At 60.1% G+C, this 23,819-nt stretch carries 23 protein-coding genes; 11 read left to right on the top strand and 12 right to left on the bottom strand.

Annotated features, from left to right (window positions below; all coding sequences use genetic code 11):
* Positions 1-10 precede the first annotated feature (10 nt).
* On the bottom strand, positions 11-838 hold the full coding sequence (locus HBN54_RS00915; RefSeq protein WP_168671270.1) for an amidohydrolase: 828 nt from the start codon (positions 836-838) through the stop codon (positions 11-13).
* A 195-nt stretch (positions 839-1,033) separates the two neighbouring features.
* Here HBN54_RS00915 and HBN54_RS00910 point away from each other — a divergent pair, with 195 nt between their 5' ends.
* The 3 genes from HBN54_RS00910 to HBN54_RS00900 are packed head-to-tail and all read left to right on the top strand — an operon-like array spanning position 1,034 to position 3,610.
* A complete protein-coding gene (locus HBN54_RS00910; protein WP_168671269.1) occupies positions 1,034-1,630 on the top strand; it encodes a DUF4136 domain-containing protein in 597 nt (198 codons plus the stop codon).
* Between the two features lie 4 nt (positions 1,631-1,634).
* Entirely contained in the window at positions 1,635-2,996 is a 1,362-nt protein-coding gene (locus HBN54_RS00905; protein WP_317170062.1) for an AAA family ATPase, read from the top strand.
* Between the two features lie 5 nt (positions 2,997-3,001).
* Positions 3,002-3,610: a DUF4276 family protein gene (locus HBN54_RS00900; protein WP_168671267.1), complete on the top strand. Its 609-nt coding sequence runs from the start codon at positions 3,002-3,004 to the stop codon at positions 3,608-3,610.
* Between the two features lie 174 nt (positions 3,611-3,784).
* On the opposite strand, the gene HBN54_RS00895 is transcribed toward HBN54_RS00900, so the two are convergent.
* Complete coding sequence (locus HBN54_RS00895) at positions 3,785-5,116, bottom strand: NAD(P)/FAD-dependent oxidoreductase (protein WP_168671266.1); 1,332 nt, start codon at positions 5,114-5,116, stop codon at positions 3,785-3,787.
* A 75-nt stretch (positions 5,117-5,191) separates the two neighbouring features.
* Positions 5,192-5,644: an META domain-containing protein gene (locus HBN54_RS00890; protein ID WP_168671265.1), complete on the bottom strand. Its 453-nt coding sequence runs from the start codon at positions 5,642-5,644 to the stop codon at positions 5,192-5,194.
* Between the two features lie 196 nt (positions 5,645-5,840).
* On the opposite strand from HBN54_RS00890, the gene HBN54_RS00885 reads away from it, so the two are divergent.
* Together HBN54_RS00885 and HBN54_RS00880 are read left to right on the top strand one after the other, a co-directional pair.
* Complete coding sequence (locus HBN54_RS00885; protein ID WP_168671264.1) at positions 5,841-6,287, top strand: DUF2141 domain-containing protein; 447 nt, start codon at positions 5,841-5,843, stop codon at positions 6,285-6,287.
* A 222-nt stretch (positions 6,288-6,509) separates the two neighbouring features.
* Positions 6,510-8,354 carry a T9SS type A sorting domain-containing protein gene (locus HBN54_RS00880; RefSeq protein ID WP_168671263.1) on the top strand — a complete coding sequence of 615 codons (1,845 nt, stop codon included), beginning with the start codon at positions 6,510-6,512 and terminating at the stop codon, positions 8,352-8,354.
* A gap of 3 nt (positions 8,355-8,357) precedes the next feature.
* On the opposite strand, the gene HBN54_RS00875 is transcribed toward HBN54_RS00880, so the two are convergent.
* From HBN54_RS00875 to HBN54_RS00860, 4 genes are all read right to left on the bottom strand, one after another.
* Entirely contained in the window at positions 8,358-8,843 is a 486-nt protein-coding gene (locus tag HBN54_RS00875; protein ID WP_168671262.1) for a YdeI/OmpD-associated family protein, read from the bottom strand.
* Between the two features lie 143 nt (positions 8,844-8,986).
* Positions 8,987-10,237 (bottom strand): glutamate-5-semialdehyde dehydrogenase, encoded by a 1,251-nt coding sequence (locus HBN54_RS00870; protein ID WP_168671261.1) that lies wholly within the window; start codon positions 10,235-10,237, stop codon positions 8,987-8,989.
* Between the two features lie 92 nt (positions 10,238-10,329).
* The gene (gene proB / locus HBN54_RS00865) at positions 10,330-11,421 is read right to left on the bottom strand and encodes a glutamate 5-kinase (protein ID WP_168671260.1); all 1,092 of its coding nucleotides are present in this window, start codon (positions 11,419-11,421) and stop codon (positions 10,330-10,332) included.
* A 201-nt stretch (positions 11,422-11,622) separates the two neighbouring features.
* Positions 11,623-12,624, bottom strand: a complete 1,002-nt coding sequence (locus HBN54_RS00860; RefSeq protein WP_168671259.1) for an aldo/keto reductase — start codon at positions 12,622-12,624, stop codon at positions 11,623-11,625.
* Between the two features lie 312 nt (positions 12,625-12,936).
* Between HBN54_RS00860 and HBN54_RS00855 the strand changes: the two genes are divergently transcribed.
* The gene (locus HBN54_RS00855) at positions 12,937-13,641 is read left to right on the top strand and encodes a DsbA family oxidoreductase (RefSeq protein ID WP_168671258.1); all 705 of its coding nucleotides are present in this window, start codon (positions 12,937-12,939) and stop codon (positions 13,639-13,641) included.
* A gap of 53 nt (positions 13,642-13,694) precedes the next feature.
* Here HBN54_RS00855 and HBN54_RS00850 read toward each other — a convergent pair whose 3' ends face one another.
* The 3 genes from HBN54_RS00850 to mfd form a co-directional block, all read right to left on the bottom strand.
* Positions 13,695-14,108: a GNAT family N-acetyltransferase gene (locus tag HBN54_RS00850; RefSeq protein WP_235955329.1), complete on the bottom strand. Its 414-nt coding sequence runs from the start codon at positions 14,106-14,108 to the stop codon at positions 13,695-13,697.
* A gap of 45 nt (positions 14,109-14,153) precedes the next feature.
* The gene (locus HBN54_RS00845) at positions 14,154-14,846 is read right to left on the bottom strand and encodes a DUF6624 domain-containing protein (RefSeq protein WP_168671256.1); all 693 of its coding nucleotides are present in this window, start codon (positions 14,844-14,846) and stop codon (positions 14,154-14,156) included.
* A 152-nt stretch (positions 14,847-14,998) separates the two neighbouring features.
* Positions 14,999-18,412 (bottom strand): transcription-repair coupling factor, encoded by a 3,414-nt coding sequence (gene mfd / locus HBN54_RS00840; protein WP_168671255.1) that lies wholly within the window; start codon positions 18,410-18,412, stop codon positions 14,999-15,001.
* A 276-nt stretch (positions 18,413-18,688) separates the two neighbouring features.
* Between mfd and HBN54_RS00835 the strand changes: the two genes are divergently transcribed.
* Together HBN54_RS00835 and HBN54_RS00830 are read left to right on the top strand one after the other, a co-directional pair.
* Positions 18,689-19,429: a metal-dependent hydrolase gene (locus tag HBN54_RS00835; protein ID WP_168671254.1), complete on the top strand. Its 741-nt coding sequence runs from the start codon at positions 18,689-18,691 to the stop codon at positions 19,427-19,429.
* A gap of 383 nt (positions 19,430-19,812) precedes the next feature.
* Entirely contained in the window at positions 19,813-20,820 is a 1,008-nt protein-coding gene (locus tag HBN54_RS00830; RefSeq protein ID WP_168671253.1) for an NYN domain-containing protein, read from the top strand.
* Between the two features lie 88 nt (positions 20,821-20,908).
* Here the strand turns inward: HBN54_RS00830 and HBN54_RS00825 are convergent, their stop codons facing one another.
* Positions 20,909-21,388 (bottom strand): PaaI family thioesterase, encoded by a 480-nt coding sequence (locus tag HBN54_RS00825; RefSeq protein WP_168671252.1) that lies wholly within the window; start codon positions 21,386-21,388, stop codon positions 20,909-20,911.
* 113 nt (positions 21,389-21,501) lie between these two features.
* On the opposite strand from HBN54_RS00825, the gene HBN54_RS00820 reads away from it, so the two are divergent.
* Positions 21,502-21,810 carry a DUF962 domain-containing protein gene (locus HBN54_RS00820; RefSeq protein WP_168671251.1) on the top strand — a complete coding sequence of 103 codons (309 nt, stop codon included), beginning with the start codon at positions 21,502-21,504 and terminating at the stop codon, positions 21,808-21,810.
* Positions 21,811-21,886: 76 nt separating this feature from the next.
* Here HBN54_RS00820 and HBN54_RS00815 read toward each other — a convergent pair whose 3' ends face one another.
* A complete protein-coding gene (locus HBN54_RS00815; protein ID WP_168671250.1) occupies positions 21,887-22,345 on the bottom strand; it encodes a GNAT family N-acetyltransferase in 459 nt (152 codons plus the stop codon).
* A 104-nt stretch (positions 22,346-22,449) separates the two neighbouring features.
* On the opposite strand from HBN54_RS00815, the gene HBN54_RS00810 reads away from it, so the two are divergent.
* Together HBN54_RS00810 and HBN54_RS00805 are read left to right on the top strand one after the other, a co-directional pair.
* Positions 22,450-22,941, top strand: coding sequence for a YajQ family cyclic di-GMP-binding protein (locus HBN54_RS00810; RefSeq protein ID WP_168671249.1), 492 nt, complete (start codon positions 22,450-22,452; stop codon positions 22,939-22,941).
* A 110-nt stretch (positions 22,942-23,051) separates the two neighbouring features.
* A complete protein-coding gene (locus tag HBN54_RS00805) occupies positions 23,052-23,819 on the top strand; it encodes a TerC family protein (protein ID WP_317170061.1) in 768 nt (255 codons plus the stop codon).

The raw sequence follows: 23,819 nt of genomic DNA, 5'->3' as shown, positions 1-23,819 counted from the left end.
GCTACGGAACCTAACGACGGGCGGGGGCAAGCCCTACCGGGTACGACCCCGCCCCTACATCGATTAACTCAAACCCATCCCCGTCATTAAGCGCTGTGAACTTGCTGCGGAAATCGTCCAGCTCGGCCCGTTTTAGGGTGTGGGTGAAGATGCCGTTCTGGTCGTGGGCTTCCGCTAGGTAGCTGCCTTTGGCGTCAATCAGGGCTGAGTCGCCGGAGTAGGCGTGGCCTTTGCCGTCCTCGCCGGTGCGGTTCACACCCAGGGCGCAGGCCACGTTCTCGATGGCGCGGGCGCGGAGCAGCGTGCGCCAGGCGGTGCGGCGCACGGCGGGCCAGTTGGCCACGTACAGTAGCAGGTCGTAGGGCGCGGTGGGCTGGTTGCGGCTCCACACGGGAAAGCGCAGGTCGTAGCACACCAGCGGGCAGATGCGCCAGCCGCGCCAGTCCTCCACCAGGCGCTCCTGGCCGGGGGTGTAAGTGTGCTGCTCGTCGGCCAGCGTGAAGAGGTGGCGCTTGTCGTAGCAGCTCAGGCTGCCATCGGGGCGCACCCAGAGCAGGCGGTTGTAGAAGTGGCCGTCTTCTTCGATGATGACGCTGCCCGTGACCACGGCGTCGTGGTCGGCGGCGCGCTGGCGCATCCAGGCCACGGTGTCGCCCTGCATGGTTTCGGCCTGGGTGGCGGCCTCCATGCTGAAGCCGGTGGTGAACATCTCGGGCAGCACGATGATGTCGGCGGGGATGGTTTGCTGAGCCAGGTACTGGTCGAAGGCGGCGCGGTTGGCGGCGGCATCGTGCCAGTGCAGCGCGGTCTGGATAAAGGAAACGGTGAGGTCGGACATGGGAAGGAATGGGTTTGCGGCCCTTAAGCTACGTGCTGGCGCGTTGGCAGCATACCGGGAAGGGGTGGCAGGGCCATGCGGCAGGAGCTGTTTAAAGCGGCCTCGCCGGATAAGCCCGGCAAGCTGAGCCATAACCTTTGCCCGGCCCGCCGGGTAAACCCTTTATTATCATTCGTTTTCACACATCCTCTTTCTATGAAACATTCCTTCGTTTGGGCACTGCTGCTGCTCGGGTGGCTCAGTGCCTGTACCTCCGCCGTTAATGTCGAGCAACGGCCCGGCGTCAATTTCGACAAGTACCACTCCTTTGCCTGGGCCGATACCGAGGTGAAAACCCCCGGCGACCAGAACCCGCTTTTGCGCAGCCCCATTGCGCAGGACCGTATCCACCAGGCCATTGCCGGCGAACTGGCCAAGCGCGGCATCCGCGAGGTGGAGAGCAACCCCGACTTTTACCTCACCACCCACATTTTCGTGGAGCAGGCCGAGCGCACCGTCACCAACCCGCAGCCTGCCGGCTTCGCTTACCCTTACTCCGTGCGTTTCCGGGGTGCCTATCTGCCCGTGAACTACGGCTACTGGTACTCGCCGGCTTACTACCAGACCACGCATACCGAGGAGTACCGCGAAGGCACGCTGGTCCTCGATTTCATCGACGCGAAAACCAACAACCTCGTCTGGCGCGGCTCCATGGTCGACCCCGTGGACGACCCCGCCCGCCTGGGCCGGCAGTTTTCGGAATCAGCCAAGGACATTCTCGACAAATTTCCAAAGGAGAAAACGGGTTCCTGAGCCCATGTTCCCGCTATGCATAACGCCCGACCGTACTGGCCGGGCGTTGTTGTTTCCGGCCCACCTGCGCCGGACCATAACGCGCCCAACTGTGTTACTTTGTGGAAAACCCTGCTCCCTTATGCCCACCCGCGCCCAGGCTCCGGCCGTGCCCCGCCTCACATATCTGCGCATCAAAAACTACCGCGCCCTGCGCGATGTGGAGTTTCGCGACCTCACGCCGCTCACGGTGCTGATTGGGCCGAATGGGAGTGGGAAATCCACGGTGCTGGATGCACTGGATTTTCTGGCGGAAGCGGTTGGGGGGAATTTAAAAGATGCTTGCGATAAGCGGAACCGGTTCGCGGGAATGCGAACGCGAGGAAGTGAAGGCAGCATTTCGTTTGAAATAGTAATAAGCGGTTTCCCTTATCTAGGTCAGTTGAAATACATCTTAGAATTAGAAGAAGGTGATAAGGAAAAAATACTGGTGAAGGAATGGTTGGCAGTGAAGGATGATAGCACAGAAGAGTTGCTATTGACCACTGAGCCTGCTAGAAAAGAAGGATGGACCGACTTCATTTCATCACTAAATACTGAGCAGTCTGACGATGACAAAATTGAAAAGCCAGTTAAAATTTCGATTAGCAGTTCGTCGCAAGTGATGCTGGGATATGCTTTCGCAGTGAATTCAAAATTGAGCATATATGCACATGCCGTAATTGATACGCTAAAATCCTACCGCTACATCCACCTCACCGACGACCACCTGAAAGGCTATTCCGACGCCGGCCCGCGCGAAAAGCTTTCGCCCAACGGCGACAACCTGCCCAACGTGCTCTATTACCTGCACACCAAGCACCCGGAAACCCTCGCCAAAATCACGGCACAAATGCGGCGCTGGGTGCCGAGTCTGGCCGACATCGTACCGGAAATAACCTCGGATGAGCGAATCCTGCTCCGCTTCAAGGATGCCGAATTTGAGAAGCCGCTGCCGGCGCAGTACATGTCGGACGGCACCATGCGGCTGGCGGCGCTGCTCACGCTGCTTTATGAGCCCGACGCGGCCGGGCTGCTGGGCATTGAGGAGCCGGAAAATGAGCTGCACCCGCAGCTACTGGCCGGGCTGGCTGAGGAGTTGATTGACGCGGCGGAGCGGCGGCAGCTGCTGGTGGCCACGCATTCGCCGGCCCTGCTCAATGCCCTGGCCCCCGAGCAGGTCTGGATACTGCATCGCGGGGCCGATGGCTACACCCAGGCCACGCGGGTAGCCGACTTGCCGGGTATCCCCGCAATGGTGGAGGAAGGCTCGCCGCTGGGCTACTTGTGGTCGCGCAATTTCTTCGACGTGGGCAACCCGCTGGACCTGCCAGTTCCGATTAAATAGCGGCCATGCAGATTGAATTTCTGGTCGAGGAAATTTCGGCCAAAGCGGCATTGGACCAGCTGTTGCCGCGCCTGTTGCCGGGCCATTCGTATCGCGTGCGGGTATTCGAGGGCTGGCAGGACTTGTTGGGCCAGCTGAAAGCCTTGCTGCAAGGCTACCACAAGCGGATATTTCGGGAAGGACAAACGGATTTGCGGATAGTGGTGCTGCTGGATGGCGACGGCATCTGCGAGCGGCGCAAAGCGGCACTGGAAGCGAAAGCACAGGAGGCGGGCTTACGCACCAAAGCCACCGCCGGCCCCGGCGAGGTGTTCCACGTCCTCAACCGGATAGCCGTGCAGGAGCTGGAGGCGTGGTGGCTCGGCGACCGGGAAGCCATTATGGCTGCCTATCCCGGCGTGAAGCCGCACCATTTCAAAGGCATTGACCGCGAGCCCGATGCTCCGCTTAAACCAAATGAGATACTGTGGGGCGTGTTGAAGCAGGGCCGCTACTTCCCCACGGGCAAGCGCAAAACGCAATGGGCGACGGATATCGGCCAGCACGTCGACCCGGCCCGCAATACGTCCGCCAGCTTCCGGTATTTCTGCGAGGGACTGGCGGCGTTGCGCTAACGGCCACAGCTCACAGCGTACTTTCTCAGTGGTTAGTGGGCTCATCTGTCATCCTGAGCATTCTGCGATTGAAGCAGAGACGAAGGACCTTCTCCCGTTGGCGACGTTTGAGATTACTGCAAGTAATTCTTCGGTGATAAGGTCCTTCGCTGCGCTCAGGATGACAGACGAGTACTACACAATCGCCTTCTCCTCCATGTCCTTTTCCACCAGCGGGGCTTTGGTTTTGCCGATGATGTAGCGCAGGCCCTTGTCCTGGGTGAAGTAATTCCAGGCCCAGGAGAAAAACACGGCGACGCGGTTGCGGAAGCTGACCAGCGAAATAACGTGGATAAAGCTCCAGGCCAGCCAGGCGATGAAGCCGTCGAGGTGGAATTCGCGGCCGAAGAACTTCACGTCGGCCACGGCGTGGTTGCGGCCGATGGTGGCCATCGCGCCCTTGTCGTGGTACACAAAGTGCTCCATGAGCTGGCCGTTGAGCTGGCGTTTCAGGTTGCGACCCAGCCAGTCGCCCTGTTGCAGGGCGGGTTGAGCCACCATAGGGTGGCCGTCGGGGGTAGCGTCGGTTTTCATGAGGGCGATATCGCCGATGGCGAATACGTTCTCGTAGCCGTGCACGCGGCTGTAGCCGTCCACCAGGTAGCGGTTGCCGGCCAGCAGGCAGTCGGCGTTGAGGCCCGCGATGGGCGCGCCCGTTACGCCCGCCGCCCAAATCAGGGTGCGCGCAATGAGCTGCTGGCCGTTGTTCAGCGTCACGGTGTAGCCGTCGTACGACTTCACCCGGGTATCGAGCCACACCTGCACACCCAGCTTCTTCAGGTACTGCAGCGACTTAGCCGAGGCGTTGGCCGACATGCCCTTCAGCAGCACCGGCCCGCTCTGCACCACGTGGATGTCCATTTCCTTGAAGTCGATTTCGCGGTAGTCCTTCGGGAAAACGTGGGTGCGCAGCTCGCTCAGCGCGCCCGCAATTTCCACGCCCGTGGGCCCGCCGCCCACAATCACGAAGTCCAGCATGCTGTTCAGCTGCTCATAATCGCCGAGCTGCAGCGCCTGCTCGAAGTTCGAGAGCACGGTGTTGCGCAGTTCAATGGCATCTTCCACGCTCTTGATGGCGATGGCGTTTCTGGCCATCTCGGCATCGCCGAAGTAGTTGGACGTTGCGCCGGTAGCCAGCACCAGGAAGTCGTAGCGGATGAGGCCGATGCTGGTTTCCACTACCTGCTTCTCGGGGTCGATGCTGGTGACTTCGGCCAGCCGGAAGTAGAAATTCTCCTGCTGATTCAGAATCTTACGGAACGGCGACACGATGTCGCCCTCGTCCAGCCCGGCCGTGGCCACCTGGTACAGCAGCGGTTGAAAGGCGTGGTAGTTCTGCTTATCAATGAGCACCACTTGCACCGGCGCATCGGCCAGGGCCTTGGCCAGCTCCAGACCGCCGAAGCCGCCGCCCACAATCACCACGCGCGGCTTGCCGAGGTCGTCAATTTTCGTTAACCCTTCCATGCGGTAAAGATGCGGGCCAGACGCTGGCCCACCAATGGGCTGCTTACCGGCTTTGCCGGCCGGAGGTTGCCCGGATTACTGCGCCGTGCGCCGAAACAGCAGGCGCGGGGCTGGTGCGGTGGCATCGTACAGCCGCAGCTCGTTGCCGCTGATTTCGTAGCGGGCCGTCAGGGCCAGGTTGTCAAGGTAGCGCGTTTCCAAATCCTGCACGGGGCAGGTGGCGCGGGTCGCAATCTGGGGCGTAATGTGCAGCTGCTGCCCGCCGCCGGTGAGGCTGTAGCGGCCGCTAAAGTTATTGCACGGCCCCAGGCCCACGGTGCAGGTGCCCAGCGCCACAAATTCGAGGTAAGCCTTGCTGGTTTCGGAGTAGCTGGAAGCAGCTACCGGCGAATTGTCAATCTGCGTTAGCTGCCAGCGGCTTTGCAGCAGCGCGGTGGGCTGAGCAGGTAGCGTGGCGTCGTCTTTTTCGCAGCTGCCCAGCGCGAAAGTCATCAGCAATGCCAGGGGGAAAAGGCGGCGGGTGGTCATCAGATTGATAAGCAGGTGTGGCAATGCAATAGTAGCAGGAAAACAAATAAGTTGGGAGGTAGGGCCGCGTAGGGCGGCAGAACCTCGGCGAACGGACGATTTAGCCGGGTGAAATCAGTTGTTATCGAACTCTTTACGTAAAGTCGGGCGTTGGCATCGTACTTCCCGCCACCGCTCACCAGCCAATTATTCGCTTATGAACGTGTTACCGCTTTGCTCATTGTTGATTGGCAGCAGCTTCCTACCCGCCGCCGTGCCCGCCCCGCCGCCCGCCGAAACCACCTCGGTTACGGTAGTCGTTTCGTCGCTGGTGTCCACCACGGCTTCCGTGCGGCTATACTTTTACAACACCCGCGAAGGCTTCCTGAAAAGCGGGAAATGGGCCTTTTCCAAATCCGTAAAGCCCCAGGGCAAGAGCGAGTTCAGCCTGCCCGTCGAGCTGCCCAAGGGCGAGTGGGCCGTTGCCATCACCCAGGACCTGAACAACAACGATAAAATCGACAAAAACTTCCTCGGCATCCCTACCGAGCCCTACGCTTTCTCCAACAACGTGCGGCCCACCATCGCCGCGCCCGGTTTCGACGAGTGCAAGTTCATGGTTGATGAGCCGGGGAAAGTGGTGAGCATCGTGCTCAAGGATTAGAAGCCGGGCCGCTTATGCGGCCATCCCCAAGGCCTGACCGCCGCTGCATTTGCAGCGGCGGTTTTTTTATGTCCCAATACAACCTCCTGCCTAGAGGTGGGAGTTTCCAGTAAATGAGGATGTCAGGAAATGATTAAATAAAATCCAAATCTTGTTATATCGAGTGAAAATGCTTTAGATTTGCTGCATCATTTTTATTTTCTAGTTTTTCTTTTTTGCGTTATGGAAAAATTCTATGCTGCTGTATCCGGCACCAACGGTTGCGTTGCTCGTAAGATGGCGGTGCTGGCTGGCACCCTGTTGTTTATGGCAATTGGGGCTAGTAATTCCTTGGCGCAGTGCACCAGCTGCACCATTTCCATCAACAGCACGAATGCCAATGCTGACTTTGTGCTGGTCGGGGGCGAAACCGTCACCATCGGCAGCGGGGTAAGCTACACGGGTGGGCTGAGCGTGCGAGGCAATAATGTGACGATTATCAACAACGGCACCATTGCCGGCAATGCCGAGCTAACCGTAAACAACGGCCTTACCGGCACGCTGATACACAACCTGGGCGCGGTACCCTCGCAGAACATCGAGTTGAATTCGCCCGTCACCATCAACAATGGGAGCCGCGATGGCGGCATCACGGTGGTACCCGGGGCCACCTGGTCGGGCTACGTGGGCAAGGACTTCAAAGCGCCCATCACCGTTACCAACTACGCGTCGTGGACGGCCCAGATTCAGGCCCTGCCCGGGGGCACCATCACCAACAAGCAAAACGCGACCTGGACGCCCGACCTCACCAACGCCGGCAACCTGACCGTAATGAACGAAGGCCGCTGGAACGGCCACCTGCAAACCAGTGGTAATGCGGCCGCCTTCACCATCACCAACACCAGCACCGGCAACTGGATGCAGGAGCCCACCTTCAACAGCGCCGCCCCCATTACCGTGAATAACCAGGGCCAATGGCCCGCGCAGATAAACTACAACGGCCCCCTCACCGTGAACCACACCAGCGGGACCTGGACGGCTATTCTCGCCGGCACGGGCTCGCTGGTAGTAAACAACGGTGCCACCTGGACCAAGGGCATTATCTTCCCCACGGCCGGCCCCAACGCGTTCAACAACCCGGCCGGCTCCACGGCCACCCTCGACAGCTACCTGCGGATGGACGAGACCATCACCATCACCAACGGCGGGGTAATGTTTATGACCCAGGGCATGAGCGACCTGAGCGCTAACTCGCTGCTTACCAACAGCCGCGGGGCCACGTTTCGGGTCACGGGCCAGTTCATCAGCAACGGGCGCGTAGACAACAGCGGCACCATCGCCGTGTCGGGCAACTTCACGAACGAAAACAGCGGGGTGTTCTCGGGGCCAGCAGCACCGCTGCGCGGCAGTATCACGGCCGGCGGCTACACCCGCAACTACGGCATCTTTGGCGTAACGGGCCGCCTCGATTTCTGCGATACCGATACGCAGCCCCGGCTGGGGTTTGATGTGCCGTCCGGCACGGTGGGCCCCAACACCACCTTCTGCTCGCTGCGCCCACTGCCAGTAGAGCTCACCAGCTTCACGGCTGAAGCCGTGAATGGTAAAGTAGAGCTGCGCTGGAATACGGCCACGGAGCGCAGCAGCGCCCGGTTTGTGGTAGAGCGCAGCGCTACCGGCGAGGCATTCAGCGCCGTGCGCGATGTAGCGGCCCAGGGCAATGCCACCACCGCCACGGCATACGCCGCCACCGATGCCGCCCCCCTGGCCGGCCTGAGCTACTACCGCCTGCGGCAGGTTGATTTGGATGGTAGCACCGAATACTCCCAGGTCGTAACCGTGAGCCGGAAGGCCGGCTACGAGTCCATCGGCCTATACCCCAACCCCGCCACCGACCGCCTCACCCTCGACCTGACCACCCTGGCGGCCGCCTCCTGCGAAGTGCGCCTGCTAAGCCTCACGGGCCAGCTGCTGCGGCACGAAACCCTGGTGGGCGGACAGCTTCAGGAGGTTTCGCTGATGGGCATCCCCGCCGGGCTCTACGTGCTGAAAGTGGGCAGCACGGTGCACCGCATCGAGAAGCGCTAGAGGCTAATCGCCCCGAAACGGGTGCAGGCCACGGCCCAGGTTTTCGGTTAGCTTGAGGGCGCGGCGGATGCGGGTTTCGGGCTGCTTAGCCTCGGCCACCAGCCGGGCCATTGCCCGGCGGTGTGCCCCGCTGTATTTGCTGAAGGCCGTTTCGGCCTCGGGCCAGGCGGCGAGGGCTTCGGCCAACTCGTCGGGCAGGTCGACGTGGTCGGGGTTCGGGTCGGGTTCGATACTGATTTCCAGCTCATCGCCCAGCCTGATGCCCACGGCGGCGCACACGTCCTTGTTCAGCATGAGGTAGCGCCCGCCGCCCTCCAGCGGCAGCAGTCCCAGCCGCAGCGCCTGCCCGCGAATGATGACTATAACGCGCTTCGCGGCCTTGCCACCGAGGGCTGCCAGCACTTCGGCCGGCACCACAATGGTCTGGGTGGGCATGAAGCTGGGGCCGCCCGGCTCCAGCACGGCGCGGAAAGTGAGGGGAATAGGCATAAGGAATTTTGGACGATTCTGAAGGAAAAAGACCGTCATGCAGAGCGCAGCGAAGCATCTTTACCGCAATAGTAATCTAATTACTGGTGGCGGTAAAGATGCTTCGCTGCGCTCTGCATGACGGTTGCCGGGCTATTATTCTGCTACGAATTCCGGACCTGCCCGGTGCCGCGCACCAGCCACTTATAGCTCGTCAGCTCCTCCAGGCCCATGGGGCCGCGGGCGTGCAGCTTCTGCGTGCTGATGCCAATTTCGGCCCCCAGCCCAAACTGCGCGCCATCGGTGAAGGCGGTGGAGGCGTTGGCGTACACGGCGGCCGCATCCACGGCATTCAGAAACGTTTCGATGTTGGCTGCGTCTTCCGAAATAATGGCTTCGCTGTGTTTTGAGCCGTAGCGGGCAATGTGGTCGAGGGCTTCGGGGAGGGAGGCCACGGTTTTCACGGCCATTTTCAGGGCCAGAAACTCGGTGCCGAAATGCGCGTCGGTGGCCGGGGCCAGCAGCGCGGCCGGGTAGTGCCCGTCCAGCATGGCGTAGGCCGGCGCATCGGCAAAAAGCTGCACTTTGGTGGCCGCCAGCGGGGCCAGCAGCGCGGGCAAATCGGCCAGCCGGCGCTGGTGCAGCAGCAGGCAGTCGAGGGCGTTGCACACGCTCACGCGGCGGGTTTTGGCGTTGGCAATAATGGCCGCGCCGCTGGTAAAATCGCCGGTTTCATCGAAAAAAACATGCACCACGCCCGCTCCGGTTTCGATAACCGGCACCCGCGCATTTTCCCGCACGTAGCTGATAAGCGACTGGCTGCCGCGCGGAATCAGCACGTCCACGTAGCCTACGGCGGCCAGCAGGGCCGCCGTGGCGGCGCGGTCGGGCGGCAGCAGGGTGGCCACGGCCGGGTCCAGGCCGTGGCGGGCCAGCACGGGCGCGGCCACGGCCAGCAGCGCGGCGTTGGAGAAAGCGGCATCGGAACCGCCTTTCAGCAGGCAGGCGTTGCCGGTTTTCAGGCACAGCGCCAGGCTGTCGAAGGTCACATTGGGCCGGGCCTCGTAGATGATGCCGATGACGCCCAGCGGCACGCGCACTTTGCTTAGGTGCAGGCCGTTGGGCAGGTCTTTTTGGGTCAGCACTTCGCCCAGGGGCGAGGGCAGGCCGGCCACGGTGCGCAGGTCGGCCGCGATGCCGGCCAGGCGCTCCGGGGTGAGGCGCAGGCGGTCATGGCGCGGGTCGGCTTCGGGCATCAGGGCCAAATCGCGGGCATTTTCGGCCAGCAGGAAATCGGTTTCGGCCACCATGGTACCGGCCAGGTCGCGCAGCAGGGCATCGATGGTGGTGGCGGGCACCGTGGCCAGCGTGCGGCTGGCGTGCCGGGCGGCGGCGAAGAGGGGCGTTAGGTCCACGGCGGAGAAGTTAAGAGTTAAAAGTTAAAGGTTAGGAGTTAAAAATTGAGGATGAGCTTCAACTCTTAATTCCCAACCTTTAACGCTTAACGCTACCCCAGGTCGGGGTTCAGGAACAGGTAATCGTAGTGCACCAGCGGGCGCTGGTGCTGCTGGCCCAGGCGCTCCAGGGCTTTTTCGGCCCCGTATTCGGCAATGCCTAGGCCCAGCAGGTGCCCGGTTTCGTCGGCCAGCTGCACGATATCGCCTTTCTGAAATTGGCCTTCGATGCTGATAATGCCCACCGGCAGCAGGCTCACGGCTTTGCCGGGCGTGCTTAGGGCGGCCCGGGCTCCGGCATTCACGCGCACCACGGCCTTGGCGGCGCTCTGGGCGTGGGCCAGCCACTTCTTTTTGCCCGAGGCCGTTTTGCTGGGCCGAAACCAGGTGCTGAGCGCCGTGCCGGCCAGCACGCCGGGCAGAATATCGGCCGTCTTGCCGTTGGCAATGTGCACGCTGATGCCCAATTTGGCCACCTTGTGCGCCATGTGGCACTTGGTGAGCATGCCGCCGCGCCCAAACTGCGAGCGCTGTGCTGTAATAAACTGGTCAAAGCCCTTGTCGGCCGGCGCTATTTCACTGATTATTTCCGACTCTGGCAGGCGCGGGTCGCCGGTGAAAATACCGTCTACGTTGCTAAGAATAATGAGCGCATCGGCATCGAGCTGCGCGGCAATGAGGCTGGCCAGCTCGTCGTTGTCCGTAAACATAAGCTCCGTGACGGAAATCACATCGTTCTCATTCACAATGGGAATAACATCCTGCTGGAGCAATTCCTGAAAACAGTTTTTCATGTTCAGGTAGTGCTGGCGGTCGCGGAAGTCTTCCTTGGTCACCAGCACCTGGGCGCAGAGCAATTGGTGCTTCGCTAGCAGCTCGGCGTAGGTGCTCAGCAGCTTCACCTGGCCCACGGCGGCCAGCAGCTGGCGGCTGCGCACGGCATCGGCCTGGGCAGGCAGCGTAATGAGGCTGCGCCCCGCCGCCACCGCGCCGGACGATACCACGATGACTTCCCGGCCCTGGGCCTTGAGCTGCACAATCTGGGCCATAAGGTGCTCCATGCGGGCGAGGTCGGGCAGGCCGTTATCCTGGGTGAGGACATTGGAACCGATTTTGACAACGAGGCGGCGATAGGGGAGGAGCATGGCGGGCGGGCGCAAAAAAGGCGCGGCCAAAGCTAGCCGCGCCAATCGGGATTTTCTGTCGTTCTGAGCTCCGCCTGTCATCCTGAGCGCAGCGAAGGACCTTACCACGGCTGAACGATGAGCAGTAACCAAATCTATTTACTGCAAACTGGGCAGCCGTGATAAGGTCCTTCGCTGCGCTCAGGATGACAGATTTTAGGTTTACACCGTTGCTGCCGTCTCCAGCGACTTCAGCTGCTTATTGATGAAATCCACCTCTTCAAACGTCAGCTTGAAATCCATGGCGCGGGCGTTCTGCACGGCTTGCTCGGGGTTGCGGGCGCCCACCAGCGCCACCGTGATGCCGGGCTGCGCCAGCGTCCAGCGCAGCACGAGCTGGCTGAGGGTGGCGTTTTTGGTTTCGGCCAGCGGGCGGATTTTATTCAGCACGTCGTTCACGCGCTTCACGCTTTCGGGCGTGAAGAAGCGGTTGCTTTTGCGCAGGTCGCCCTCGCCGAACTCCTGGCCGGGCTTCATCTTGCCCGTTAGCAGGCCCAGCTGCAGCGGGCTGTATACCAGAATGGCCTTGTTGTATTCGAGGCAATGCGGCACCACGTCGGCTTCAATATCGCGGCGCAGCATGCTGTAGGGCACCTGGTTGGAAGCCAGGTGGAGGGTTTTTTCGGCTTCCTGCATCTGGGCCACCGAGTAATTGCTCACGCCCCCAGCGCGCACCTTGCCCTGTTCGATGAGGCGGCTCAGGGCCTCCATCGTTTCGTCGATGCTTGTGGTTGTGTCGGGCCAGTGCTGCTGGTAGAGGTCGATGTAGTCGGTGCCGAGGCGCTTGAGGCTGTCCTCGCATTCCTTGATGATGCTGTCGCGGCCGGCGAACTTGTACACGTCGACGTCCTGGCCGTTGTTGTCCTTGGTTTTCATGGCGAAGTCGCCCTTGGCCAAATCCCAGCGCATGCCGAATTTGGTGAGAATCTGCACTTTATCGCGCGGCAGGCTTTTAATGGCCTCGCCCACAATCTGCTCGCTCAGGCCCATGCCGTATATCGGCGCGGTGTCGATGCTGGTCACGCCCAGCTCGTAGCTGGCGTGGATGGCACCCACGGCGTCGTTCTGCTCGGTGCCGCCCCACATCCAGCCACCGGCCGCCCAACTGCCAAAGGTGATGCGCGAAACGGAAACGCCGGAAGAGCCTAATTTTTGATATTCCATGAGTAATTGAAGTTTGTTGAAAGGGAAAAAGCCGCGTTGGGGCCGGGGTTGTTAACCGGGGTTTTGGGCGGAAGGTTGTGGCGGTAGCGTAGTGGCGGCCGGTTGTGGCGTACTATGTTCGGCCGTCATGCAGCGCGCAGCGCAGCATCTTTACTGCTCAATGCAATTCAATCGATTGGTTTACTACTGCGGTAAAGATGCTGCGTTGCACTCTGCATGACCGTCCTTTCCCTGCATTCTTCTCTTCCCGAAACTTTTCGCCGCTCCCGTTTCTTGTAGCTTCTTCCATTGCAATTAGAAAAATCTCAAGATATGAAAGTTGAAATCTGGTCCGACGTCGTTTGTCCGTTCTGCTACATCGGCAAGCGCAAGTTTGAGAATGCCCTGAAAGACTTCGCGCACCGCGACGAAGTGGAAGTGGTGTGGCACAGCTTCCAGCTCACGCCCGATTTTCAGCCCATCCCCGGCGAAAGCATCCACGCGTCATTAGCCAAGAAAAAGGGCGTTTCGGTGGAGGAAGGCCGTAAAATGAACGACTACATGACCGCGGCCGCCAAGGAAGTTGGCTTGGCTTACGACTTCGACAACACCATTCCGGCCAATACTTTCCTGGCCCACCAGCTCATCCACTTCGGCGCGCACCACGGCCGGCAGGATGCCACCAAGGAGCGCCTCATGGCCGCTTATTACCTTGAAGGCCAAAACATCGGCGACCTCGACAACCTGGTGAAGCTGGGCACCGAAGTGGGCCTCGATGCCGCCGAAAGCCGTGCCGCCCTCACCGCCGGCACCTATGCCGAAGCCGTGCGCCTCGACGAGTACCACGCCCAGCAAATCAACGTGCGCGGAGTGCCGTTTTTCGTATTTGAAGACAAATACGCCGTATCAGGAGCCCAGCCCTCGGAGCTATTTGCCGAAGTACTGGAAAAGGTGTGGGACGAATCGAAGCCCGCCAAACCCGCCCTCACCATGGTGGCCGACGGCGACGCCTGCGGCCCCGAGGGCTGCGAGATTTAAGCCCATCGCTGAAGATTGCAAAAAGGCGCTTCCACCAGCTGGAAGCGCCTTTTTTATGCCCGCCGCATGGGGATGTGCGGAATGCCGTCCTCCACGTACATCGGCCCGCACTGCTCGTAGCCAAACTCGTTGTAAAACCGCTCCAGATGCTGCTGCGCGCCAATTTTATTGGCTTGCGGCCCAAAAAGCGCATCGGAATGCGCCAGGGCCTGCCGCATCAGCTCGCGGCCCAGACTGTAGCGCCGGAACGGCTGCGCCACAATCACGCGCCCAATGCTGGCTTCCTCGTAGCACTTGCCGGCATCGAAGAGGCGGGCATAGGCGGCCAGCTCGCCGGCTTCGTTGTAGCCTAGCAAGTGGTGGGCATCCATGTCCTGGCGGTCAATATCCTGAAAAACACAGTTTTGCTCTACCACAAACACCTCCGAGCGCAGGCGCAGCAGGTCGTATAGGATGAGAGAGGGCAAGGATTCGAAGGGTAGGCAATGCCAGCGAATGGTCATAAGGCAACGTTAGTTTTTGGGCATTTTCTCCACGTCCGGCAACGTCAGCACCCGGTACGGAATGCCCAAATTAGCGGCATTCTGCTCCACGGTGGTTGGGAAGCCGGCCTTTTTTCGGCGTTCGTTCACGCCCGCCGCATCCCGGATGGGCCACACGAAGGGCCGTTGGGCCTCGCGCCGGCCGGTGGCGGGGTTCAGCACGGTGTAGCCCATCGCCTGGGTGCCGTACTGCTGCTCCTTGCCGGCGCGCATGAGCTGGCGGTCCAGCATTTGGGCGTATAGATAGAAGGGCAGTTCGCCTTTGTCAGCGGCTTTTCTGATGAGCGGCAGGTAGCGGTCGATGTCGGGCGAGTGCTGGATGACGTACCACGCGGCCTCGTTGGCGGGCGTGCCCACCAGCGACTTGCCGGGGTAGCCGTACTGTTTCAGAATGGCGCGCATTCGCACCGTATTCGAGGAATCGGTGCGTAGCATCTGGCCCGGAATGTAGGTCGGCAGGCTTTCGCGCGTCACGCCCAGGGCGCGGGCCAGCGAGTCCGGCCGGCGGTTGAAGCGCGGGTTGAACAGCATGCTCCGCCAGCGCTGGTCCACAGTGTAGATGCTGTCGAGCTCGTGCTTCAGGCGCGGGTTCTGCGGCGTGGTCTGGGCGGCAGTAAGCTGCGGGAGTAGCCCGAGGAGTAATAAGGCGAGGAAAGATTTCATGAAATGGTTTTTATGGATGGGCACTACGCCCTCCGCGTTCACCTCACCCCCTGACCCCCTCTCCCGCGGAGAGGGGGAACCGGTTATGCTCCTGACGGGAGTCCGTTTGCAAATCGTCTGGCTCCCCTCTCCTCGGGAGAGTGGGGGTGGGGTTACGCCGCCACCGCCTCCTCGCTGCCCAGCTCGCTCAGCACGCGCTTGGCCTGCTGAATAGAGCGCACCTCCTCAAACGTCACAATCAGCTGCGCCTTGTGCTCCTTCAGCTTGGCGGTGCGCGGGTGCGTCTGCACGTAGTTGAGAATGGTGCCGAACTGCTCGCCCTGGAAATAGGCTTTGTGGTCGTCGTCGGCGGGCAGGTAGCCTTTCAGCGTGTCGCGCTTGAGGGTGATTTTGGCGAAGCCCACTTTGCAGGCCTGCCAACGCAGCCGCACGATGTCGGCCAACTGCTCCACCTCGGGTGGTAGCGGGCCGAAGCGGTCCACCATGCTGGCCAGCAGCTTGCGCAGTTCCTCCGGCTTCTGGGCGCGGTCGAGCTTGGCGTAAAGCTGCAGGCGCTCCGATACGTTACTCACGTATTTCTCCGGGATGAGCACCTGCTGGTCGGTTTCCACGTTGCATTCCTGGTTTCGGCCCGCGCCGGCTGCCATTTGCAAGCGCTGGTTCGAATCGCCCAGGAACAGGTCGCGGAATTCAGTTTCCTTCAATTCCTGCACGGCCTCGTCCAGAATCTGGTGGTAGGTTTCGTAGCCCAGGTCGTTGATAAAGCCCGATTGCTCGCCGCCCAGCAAATTGCCCGCGCCGCGAATATCTAGGTCGCGCATGGCCACGTTAAAGCCCGCGCCGAGGTCCGAAAACTCCTCCAAGGTGCTCAGGCGCTTGCGGGCGTCGGCCGGCAGCTGGGCCACCGGCGGCGTGAGTAAGTAGCAGTACGCCTTGCGGTTGGAGCGGCCCACGCGGCCGCGCATCTGGTGCAGGTCGCTCAGGCCGGCCAAGTGGGCGCGGTTGATGATGATGGTATTAGCGTTGGGAATGTCGAGGCCCGATTCGATTATGTTGGTTGAAACCAGCACATCGTACTCGCCCTCCACAAATTTCATCATGCGCTTTTCCAGCATCTCGCCGTCCATCTGCCCGTGGGCGAATGTGATTTTCGCATCCGGCACCAACCGCAGAATCGTAGCGGCCATCTCCTCGATATCCTTCACGCGGTTGTGCACAAAAAACACCTGACCACCGCGCTTCAATTCCCGCGCCACCGCGTCCCGAATCAGAATCTCGTCATATACGTGCAACTCCGTGTTCACCGGCTGCCGGTTGGGCGGCGGCGTGGCAATCACGCTCAAATCGCGCGCCCCCATCAGCGAGAAGTGCAGCGTGCGCGGAATGGGCGTGGCCGAAAGCGTGAGCGTGTCCACGTTCACCTTCAATTCCTTGAGCTTGTCCTTGGTCTTGACACCAAATTTCTGCTCCTCGTCAATGATTAAAATCCCGAGGTCTTTAAATTTAATGTCCTTATTCGTAAGCCGATGCGTGCCGATGAGAATATCGGTTTTTCCCTCGGCCACGCGCCCCAGGGTTTCCTTAATCTGCTTCGTCGACTTAAACCGGTTGATGTATTCCACCGTCACCGGCAGCGTGGCCAGCCGGTCGCGAAAGGTCTTGTAGTGCTGCATGGCCAGGATGGTGGTGGGCACCAGCACGGCCGCCTGCTTGCCATCGGCCACGGCCTTGAAGGCCGCCCGAATGGCAATTTCCGTTTTGCCAAAGCCCACGTCGCCACAAATGAGGCGGTCCATGGGGTGGGGCTGCTGCATGTCGTTTTTCACGTCCTCGGTGGCCTTGGCCTGGTCGGGCGTGTCTTCGTAAATGAAGCTCGATTCCAGCTCGGCCTGCAAAAATCCGTCGATGGAAAAGGCGAAGCCCGGCGCGGTCTTGCGCTTGGCGTACAGCCGAATAAGGTCGGCCGCAATGTCCTTCACCTTTTTCTTTACCGACTTCTTTTTGTTCTCCCACTCCGGCGAGCCCAGCTTGCTCATGGTAGGCGGCGAGCCCTCCGCGCCGCTGTATTTCGCAATCTTGTGCAGCGAGTGAATGCTCACCGTCAGCAAGTCATCATCCCGATACACCAGCCGAATAGCCTCCTGAATCTGCCCGTTTATCTCCACCTGCGTCAGGCCCGCGAAACGTGCGATTCCATAATCCTGGTGCGTCACGTAATCGCCGGGTTGCAGGGTTTTTAATTCGCGCAGCGTCAACGCTTTTTTCTTCGAGAATTTTCGCGCTTCCTGCGCCCGGTAATACCGCTCAAATAATTGGTGGTCGGTATAAACGGCCAGCTCAAGCTGCTCATCGATAAAGCCTTCGCGCAGCGCCAGCAGCAAGTGCTGAAATTGCACATTATTATCTAATTCATCAAAAATGGTACGCAGCCGGTCGGCCTGGCGCACGGTATCGGCGGTAATTATCGTAGTAAAATTCCGGTGCTGGTTCTCCTTGATATTCTTTACCATACGCTCGAATTCCTTGTTGAAACTCGGCTGCGGCTTGGCAGTAAATTGAAACGTATCGGCGTTTTTGAAATGAAAGCGCTTGCCGAATTCCACCACCGCGAATTCATCAAACAGTTTCTTAAAGCTCTTGCCCGATTCAAATAAATCGCCGGGCTTGCTCACAATCTGCATCCCGCCGCTCTCACTCAGCATCTGCTGAAAATTAGCTTCGGCTTTTTCAAATAATTCCGTCACCACGTCCAGCGTTTGGCGCACATCCTTGGCCCAGATACAGGCCGTGCGGGGCAGAAATTCAAGGAAAGCCTCCCGCGTTTCGGTCAGCATCTTGGTCTGCACATTCGGGATAATGCTGATGGTGGCCTTCGCGTCAACCGACAGCTGCGTTTCCGGATTAAACGTGCGGATGCTCTCTATTTCATCGCCAAATAATTCGAGGCGAAACGGCAATTCATTCGCGTAGCTGAACACGTCCACAATGCCGCCGCGCACCGCGTACTGCCCTGCTTCGTACACGAAATCCGTTTTCTCGAAGTCGTATTCACCCAGCAGCTCGCCCAGGAAATTCACGTCCAGCTTGTCGCCCACCTTGGCGTTGAAGGTGTTCTTTACCAGGCTTTGCCGGTTTATCACCTTCTCCGTCAGCGCCTCCGGGTAGGTCACGATGAATACACTATTCCCGGTGCCGGCCGCCCGCGTCGTGTTGATGCGGTTCAGGGCCTCGGCGCGCATCAGCACGTTGGCATTCTCCGTTTCGTCGAACTGATACGGCCGCTTGTAGGAGCTAGGAAACAGCAGCACTTCCGGCCCCTCGGGCAGCAGGTGCTGCAGGTCGGCCAGGAAATATGCCGCCTCGTCCTTGTCGTGCAGAATGAATACGTGCGGATGCTGCGGCTGGGCCACGGCAGCCACCACCACGGCATCCTGGCTGCCCACCAGCCCGCGCAGGTGCAGGCGCGGCCGGTCGGCGTCGGGCTTCACGGCATCGCGCAGGCGCGCGGCCAGCACCTGCAATTCGGGGGATAAACGGTATAGGCGAAGAAAATCAGCTACTTGCACAAATAGTCAGGCTAGGGCGGGGCAAATGAAGTAGCCCGGCCGGAGATTTCTCCGGTCGGGCAGCGGGGTAAATACACGGCAAAGGCAGCGAAGGTTTCCGGGGCTGCCCGTAGCTTCGTTGCCGATTTTGGTCGTCTGTCATCCTGAGCACAGCGAAGGACCTTATCACGTTTGGATAACAATAGGAAATACAGTTGGCGCTAACTTGATAAGGTCCTTCGCTGTGCTCAGGATGACAGGTGCTCACTAGGAACAAATAACCAGAAACAACAATTAATGCGCGGCTCTTCCCACCTGGCCATTGGCCTTATTACCGGCGTGGCCGTGGCCGGGCTGGTGCCGGGCATTCCGTTTTCACTGGCCGGCATTGCCCTGGCCGGCTTTTCCAGCCTCGCCCCCGACCTCGACCATCCCGAAAGCCGCCTCAGTAAGCGGCTCGGCTTCACCCAAAACTATGTACGCTGGGCCTTTGCCGCCGGGGCGCTGGCGCTGGCCGCCTATGCCTACTTTCAGCGGGCCCCCGGGGCCGAGCAGCGGCTGTACTACACGGCGGCGCTGGCTTTCGGGCTCATTGGCGTGGGCATGCAGGGCGGCTCGGCCCGGCGGCTGGCGCTGCTGTTCACGGGCCTGGGCACGGTGGTGGCCGGCCTCTACACCGAGCAGCTTTGGCTAAGCCTGCTGGGCACCTTTGTGGCGCTGGCCCCCTTCACCACCCACCGCTCCTGGACGCACACCATCTGGGCCACCGCGCTCTGGACTTACATTGGCTACCTCGCCGACCAGCACCTGGGCTGGCGCGGCGTGGCCCTGTACGCGGGCAGCGGCTACGCCTCCCACTTGCTGGCCGATACGCTCACCAAATCGGGCGTGCGGTGGTTTTTGCCCATTTCAGAGTTCTCGTTCAAGGTGCCGCTTATCAGCACCGGCTCGGCCAGCGGCAACGCCTTGGAAGTGGGCATTTGCGTGGGCTACGCGCTGCTGGTGCTTGGGCTGGTGGTGGGGCACATGGGCTTTTAGCCGGGCCGCCTCCCGCCGATTGGCGTGGCGGCACTAGAAGCTCCATCCGCTTGATTGTGGGCACTATTGCATAAGTCAGCTAAGACCGTTAGCTTCGCAGCAGATATGCTGGTAAATTAGGGTCGATTTGGCATTGAATCGTGTTATTATTCTGCGTTTTCAATCGTTTTCGCCAGCCGGTATTCTTAAAAATCAATTAAGCTACATTTTAATCCCGCCAGCTACCGCTTTTTAGCGAGCTGTCGCGCCGGAGTTTTCCTGCTAATTATACTGAGAGCCGGAACGGGTGACGAGTATTTTGTCGCGTGTTGTTCCGGCATTTCTACTTGATTCACCCTCCTAGCCCACTCAAAACACTTCTCTAACTTTACTTAACGCATCCCATGAACCAGATGAACAGCCCCTTGATTCGGGTTGGTGTCTTTTATGACGGCAACTATTTCTTAAAAATTAGCGACTATTATTATTTCCAGCACGACCGCAAGGCCCGTATCAGCCTTGAAGGCCTGCACGAGTACATTCGCCACCAGGTGGCCGAAGAAGAGGACGTAGACGTGCGCCTGGCGCAGATTACCGACGCGCACTTTTTCCGGGGCCGCCTCTCGGCCACCGAAGCCCGCGACAAAGACCGCCTGTTTCACGACCGCCTGCTCGACGATATTCTGATGAACCTGGGCGTGCAAACCCACTACATGGCCCTGAAAACCCGCGACGGCCGCCTCCAGGAAAAAGGCATCGACGTGTGGCTGAGCCTTGAAGCCCTTGAGCTCGCCCTGCACAAAACCCTCGATGTGGTGGTGCTCATCGCCGGCGACAGTGATTACGTGCCCCTCATCCGCAAGCTCAACACCGTGGGCACCCGCGTGATGCTGCTGAACTGGGATTTCAAATACGAAGATTTCAAGGGCGAAACCCGGGTTACGCGCGCCTCGCAGCAGCTGCTGGAGCAGGTAACCTACCCGGTGGCCATGCACGACGTGATTGACCGTGGCCTCGCCCAGCAGGATGAGGTGGTGGAAGCCATGTTCGTGAGCCAGTCGGAGCCCGCTGCTTTTGCGCCCAACACGGCGGCCGCGCCCAAGCTGGCCCGGCCCACCGGCCCCACTGCCGCCGGCCCCGTGGGCACGCTCGGCATGAGCACCATCAAGAACCTGAAAAACGGTTTTGGCTTCGTGGTAATGCCCCCCAACAACCTGTTCTTCAGCTACGCCGACCTCACCGAAGGCGACTTCAACGACCTGCGCGAAGGCGACTGGGTGGAGTTCACCGTGGGCCGCAACCACCGCGACGAGGACTGCGCCCGCAACGTGCGCAAAGTGACCGCCCCGCAAATGACCGACGGCGAAGACGAGTACGAGCCCGTAGGCGTGCACGCCACGGCCGAACTCTAGCCGCAGGTAAGCGTTAAAAGTTAAAAAGGCCCGTCTGGATTGTCAGACGGGCCTTTTTAACTTTTAACTCTCAACTCTTAACTCAATCTCACCCCATCAACAGCTGGGCGAAATCACGCTTGGAGGCCGGGTAGCGGTTGAACGTGCCTAGGCCGCGTGCCACGGCCACATCGTCGTGGCCGTCCTTTAGGCGGTAGACCACGCAGCTGCTCACCACCAGCGAGTTGCCGCTGTGGTCGACTACGCCACGCGCCACCAGCTCATCGTGCAGGTGCACGGCGTGCAGGTAGTTCATCTTGAATTCGACGGTGGAGACTAATTCGAGCTTGGTGAAGGCCAGGGAGAGGGCGGCCGCGCCCAGGGCCGCATCCATCAGGCCGGCAATTACGCCGCCGTGGCAGGTGTTGGGCGAGGAAAGATGCTCTTCGCGGATGTGCATGCGGTATTCGATTTGGCCGGGGGTGCTCACTGTCAGCTCCATGCCGTTGGTGCGGCCGTAGTGGTTCATCTGGTTGTAGGCAGTCACCATGGTGGCTAGGTCGGGGAGGAACGGATTTTGGTCGGACATGGGAGAAGGGAGGGAATTGCCCCGGCAAGGTTGCCGGAAAATTTGCTTCATTTGCTGAGAGCGGCGCTTTTGGGTCTGAAAAGCCGTGGTTTTACCTTTTGTTCCTTCCCGTCATGTCCGCACAGCCGCTCACGTTCGCCGAGTTTTATCCATGCTACTTGCGCGAACACAGCCAGCGGGGCACGCGGGTGCTGCATTTTGTGGGCACCACGCTGTTCATTATCTGCTTGGGTATGCTGTTGCGCACCGGCAACTGGAACTGGCTGGCAGCCGGCGTGGTAGCGGCCTACGGCTTTGCCTGGGTGGGCCATTTCTTCGTCGAGCACAACCGGCCGGCCACGTTTCAGCACCCGTGGTACTCGCTGCTGGGCGATTTCCGGATGTATTTCGACCTCTGGCGCGGCCGCGAGAAGTTTGGCTGATGTACCATGGACGCTGCGAATCCGCGCGTTCGGAAAGCGGAATGACCAGTGCATTCGCGGACTCGCAAAGTCCGCGCTACAAATCCTTCCGCATCAAAAAGTGCTGAATTTCACCAAACAGCAGGTGCGAAGGTTCTATTACCGCGTAGCCCAGCTTCTCATAAAAACCGACGGCGGCCTGCCGCGAGTGCAGCACGATTTCGCCCAGGCCCGCCGCTCGCGCCTGCTCTTCCAGATACGCTACCACGCGCTGGCCCAGGCCCCGCCCGGCGGCTTCGGGCGCTACGGCCATGAAGCGAATCTGGCCCTGTCCGGCCCCGGTGGGCTGCAGCATGCCCACGGCCAGGGCCTCGGGCGACGCTGAGGCAACAGCCAGTAGCAGGGCGTGGATGGTACCGGCCTCATCGTCGGCCGGTACGCGCTCCGAGCCGGGGGGCTGCTGCCAGGGCTGGCGCAGCACGGCGTAGCGCAGCTGGTAGTAGGCGGCCCACTCGGCGGGCGTGCGAGGCGGCTGGATGGCGGCGGCTGAATTCATGAGCGAAACGTGAAGCGGGGGCGTAACCCGGGCCGGTGCGGCTTGTTACCTTTACGGCCCGGCCAGCGCCGGTTTAAATCTCTCAAAACTACGCCCCACCCGCTATGGCATCCTTCGACATCGTGAGCAAAGTTGACCCGCAAACCCTCGAAAACGCGGTAAATACAGCCCAAAAAGAACTTCAGACCCGCTACGACCTGCGCGACACCAAGGGCGGCATCGAGCTCAACAAAAAGGACAATACCATCCTCCTGTCGTCGGAAAACTCGATGCGCGTGAAGGCGCTGGAGGACATCCTGCTCGGCCGCGTGGTGAAGCAGGGCATCGACGGCACCAGCCTCGACTTTTCGGCCGACGAGCAGCCCAGCGGCCAGCTCATCAAGAAAACCATCAAGGTGCGTGCCGGGGTGGACAAGGAGTTCGGCCGCAAAATCATCAAGGCCATCAAGGATGCCAAGGTGAAGGTGGAAGCCCAGATGCAGGACGACCAGGTGCGCGTGACGGCCAAGAAAATCGACGATTTGCAGGCCGCCATTGCCGTACTGCGCCGGACTGATATCGGCCTGCCGCTGCAGTTTGTGAATATGAAGTCATAATTCAGGAGATTATAAATTATAAATTTTGAATTATAAATCAGCGTATTAATCGACTGGGATTGATTCAGGTAATTTATAATTTATAATTCAAAATTTATAATTCCCCTCTCGTGTACGATTTTTCGGCCTTCGCCCACCCCGCTACCTGGGTTAGCCTGCTCACCCTCACGTTCATGGAAATCGTGCTGGGGATTGACAACATCATCTTCATTTCCATTGTGGTGAACCGGCTGCCCCGGGAGCAGCAGGCGCGCGGCCGTACCATCGGCCTGCTGCTGGCGCTGCTGTTCCGCATTGGCCTGCTGCTGAGCATTTCCTGGATTGTGGGCCTGCGCACGCCGCTGTTCGACCTGCCGTTTCCGTGGCTGGCGCAGCCGTTTGGCGTAACCGGGCGCGACCTGATTCTGCTGGCCGGCGGCCTGTTCCTGATGTACAAGAGCACCACCGAAATTCATACCAAGTTGCAGGGCGAAGAAGAAGAGGAAACAGTAGGCGGCAAGGGCGTTTCGATGATGAGCATCATCCTGCAAATCGTGGTTATCGACATCGTATTCAGCTTCGACTCCATCCTCACCGCCGTGGGCCTTGTGGATAACGTGCTGGTGATGATTGCGGCCGTGATTTGCGCCATGGGTATCATGCTGGCCTTCAGCGGGGTGGTGGCCAATTTCGTGAACGACAACCCCACCATCAAGATGCTGGCCCTCTCGTTTCTCATCATGATTGGCTTCATGCTGGTGATGGAAGCGGGCCATAAAGAAATCGAAAAAGGCTACCTCTACTTTGCCATGGCCTTCTCGCTCACGGTAGAAGTGCTGAACCTGCGCCTGCGCAAGAAAACCAAGCCCGTGCAGCTGCGCGACTCGCAGTACGACTAA

The organism is Hymenobacter artigasi, assembly GCF_012275535.1.
Classification (GTDB): Bacteria; Bacteroidota; Bacteroidia; order Cytophagales; family Hymenobacteraceae; genus Hymenobacter; species Hymenobacter artigasi.
The sequence above is the reverse complement of the archived record's forward strand: the minus strand, read 5'-3'. Positions and strand labels throughout refer to the sequence as shown.